This window comes from Streptomyces sp. WAC05292 (genome assembly GCF_003949955.1).
In the GTDB taxonomy this organism is placed as follows: domain Bacteria; phylum Actinomycetota; class Actinomycetes; order Streptomycetales; family Streptomycetaceae; genus Streptomyces; species Streptomyces globosus.
Genome location: NZ_RPSE01000617.1, coordinates 1 through 2,354 on the forward strand (window position 1 = coordinate 1; position 2,354 = coordinate 2,354).

Genomic DNA, 2,354 nt, shown 5'->3' on the forward strand with positions numbered 1-2,354 from the left:
GCGGCCCCGGGCGCGGCGGTGGGCGGGGCCGGGGGGCGGTCCGCGGGGGTCGGCGTGGGGGGGCCCGGCGGGTGTGTGGAGGTCCGTCTCGTCGGGGATGGCGGCCGCCGGCTGGGTCGAGAGGGCGGCGGCCTCGCGTACCGGGCGCCCGTCGCAGCGCCGGGCGCCGAGCACCCGAGTCGCCCGCCCTTTCGACCCAGCCGGAGGCCGCCATGCTCGACGAGACGCTCCTCGACGCACCCGAGGAGCTCGCCCGCGCCGACCGCCGCGGCCTGCTCCGCGGCGCAGCCGAGGCCGGCGCCAGGGTCCGCACCGCCGCCCGGCACTCCGCCGAGGCCGGCCTCGGCGAACTCCGCCCCGACGGCCGCCCCCGCGCCGTCCTCATCGCCGGCCCCGGCACCGCCGCCTCCGGCGTCGCCGACCTGCTCGGCGCCCTCGCCGCGCCCTCCGCCCCGGTCACCCGCCTGCACCCCACCGGCGTCGCCCACGCCTCCGGCGCCCTGCGCTGGACCCTGCCCGGCTGGGCCGGCCCTGTCGACCTGCTGCTCCTCGCCACCACCGACGGCACCGAGCCCAGCCTCGCCGCCCTCGCCGAGCAGGCCTACCGCCGCGGCTGCACCGTCGTCGCCGTCGCCCCCGAGCGCTCCCCCCTCGGCGAGGCCGTCGCCGGCGCCCACGGACTCCTCGTACCGATGGCCAACGCCCCCTACCAGGAGTACGACGAATCCGCTGCCGCCGCCGGACCCGGCGCCCTGTGGGCCCTGCTGACCCCGCTGCTGCTGCTCCTCGACAAGGTCGGCCTGGTCACCGCCCCGCCCGAGGCCCTCCAGCGCGTCGCCGACCGCCTCGACCGCACCGCCGAGCGCTGCGGCCCCGCCATCGCCACCTACTCCAACCCGGCCAAGACGCTCGCCGCCGAACTCGCCGACACCCTCCCGCTCATCTGGACCGAAGGCGCCGCCGCCGCCCCGGCCGGCCGCCGCTTCGCCGCCACCCTCGCCGAACTCGCCGGCCGCCCCGCGCTCGCCGCCGACCTCCCCGAGGCGCTCCCCGCCCACGGCGTCCTGCTCGCCGGAGCGTTCGCCGCCGGCGCCGACCCCGACGACTTCTTCCGCGACCGCGTCGAGGAACCCGGCGCCCTGCGCGCCCGCGTCGTCCTGCTCCGCGACCGGCCCGCCGGCGGCCTCTCCGCCGCCCCGGCCGCGCGCGAACTGGCCCTCGGCCACGACACGGCCATCAGCGAGATCGAACCCGAGGAGGGCGGAGAGCTGGAGCAACTCGCCGAACTCCTCGCCGTCACGGACTTCGCGACCGCCTACCTGTCCCTGGCCGCCAGGGGACACGCGTGAGCACGCGACCGCGCCCGCTCCGTCCTTCCCGGGAAGACGCACGCAGATGGACCGCCTGACGAACACGATCCGCCCCTACGCCTGGGGATCGCCCACCGCGATCCCCGGGCTCCTCGGCGTGGAGCCGACCGGCGAACCCCAGGCCGAACTGTGGATGGGCGCCCACCCCGGCGCCCCCTCCCGCCTCGACCGCGGCGCCGGCGAGACCACCCTCGCGGACGTCATCGCCGCCGACCCCGAACGGGAGCTCGGCGCCGCGGCCGTCGCCAGGTTCGGGCCCCGCCTGCCCTTCCTCTTCAAGATCCTCGCCGCCGGCGCGCCCCTCTCCCTCCAGGTCCACCCCGACCTGGAGCAGGCCCGCGCCGGATACGCGGAGGAAGAGCGGCGCGGCATCCCCGCCGACGCCCCCCACCGCAACTACAAGGACCCCAACCACAAGCCGGAGATGGTCTGCGCCATCACCTCCTTCGAGGGGCTGTGCGGCTTCCGCCCGCCGCGGGAGGCCGCCGCGCTGCTCGACGGCCTGAAGGTCGACTCCCTCACGCCGTACGTCGACCTGCTCCGCGCCCACCCCGAGGACGCGGCCCTGCGCGAGATGCTGACCGCCGTCCTGACCGCGGACCGCGCCGAGACGGCCCGCACGGTCGCCGAGGCCGCGGCCGCCGCCGAACGCCTCGGCGGCCCCTACACCCCGTACGCCACCCTCGCCCACCACTTCCCCGGCGACCCCGGCGTCATCGCGGCCATGCTCCTCAACCACGTCCGCCTCCAGCCCGGCGAGGCCATGTTCCTCGGCGCCGGAGTCCCGCACGCCTACCTCGACGGCCTCGGCGTCGAACTCCTCGCCAACTCCGACAACGTCCTGCGCGCCGGACTCACCCCCAAACACGTGGACGTGCCCGAACTCCTGCGGATCGTCCGGTTCGACCCCGGCGACCCCGCGCTGCTGCGCCCCGAGGACGGCGACGAGGAGGTCTACGACACCCCCATCGACGAGTTCCGCCT

At 77.6% G+C, this 2,354-nt stretch carries 2 protein-coding genes; both read left to right on the plus strand.

Annotation, left to right across the window (positions count from 1 at the left end):
• Nucleotides 1-212: 212 nt before the first annotated feature.
• Nucleotides 213-1,349: an SIS domain-containing protein gene (locus EF903_RS31690; protein ID WP_125548415.1), complete on the plus strand. Its 1,137-nt coding sequence runs from the start codon at nt 213-215 to the stop codon at nt 1,347-1,349.
• Nucleotides 1,350-1,395: 46 nt separating this feature from the next.
• Nucleotides 1,396-2,354: mannose-6-phosphate isomerase, class I (gene manA / locus EF903_RS31695; RefSeq protein ID WP_125548416.1), on the plus strand; the 959-nt coding region annotated here is incomplete at its 3' end.

Bases quoted from the DNA above. Each gene is read 5' to 3' on its own strand.
- EF903_RS31690 (WP_125548415.1), top strand. From the start codon at position 213: ATGCTCGACGAGACGCTCCTCGACGCACCCGAGGAGCTCGCCCGCGCC.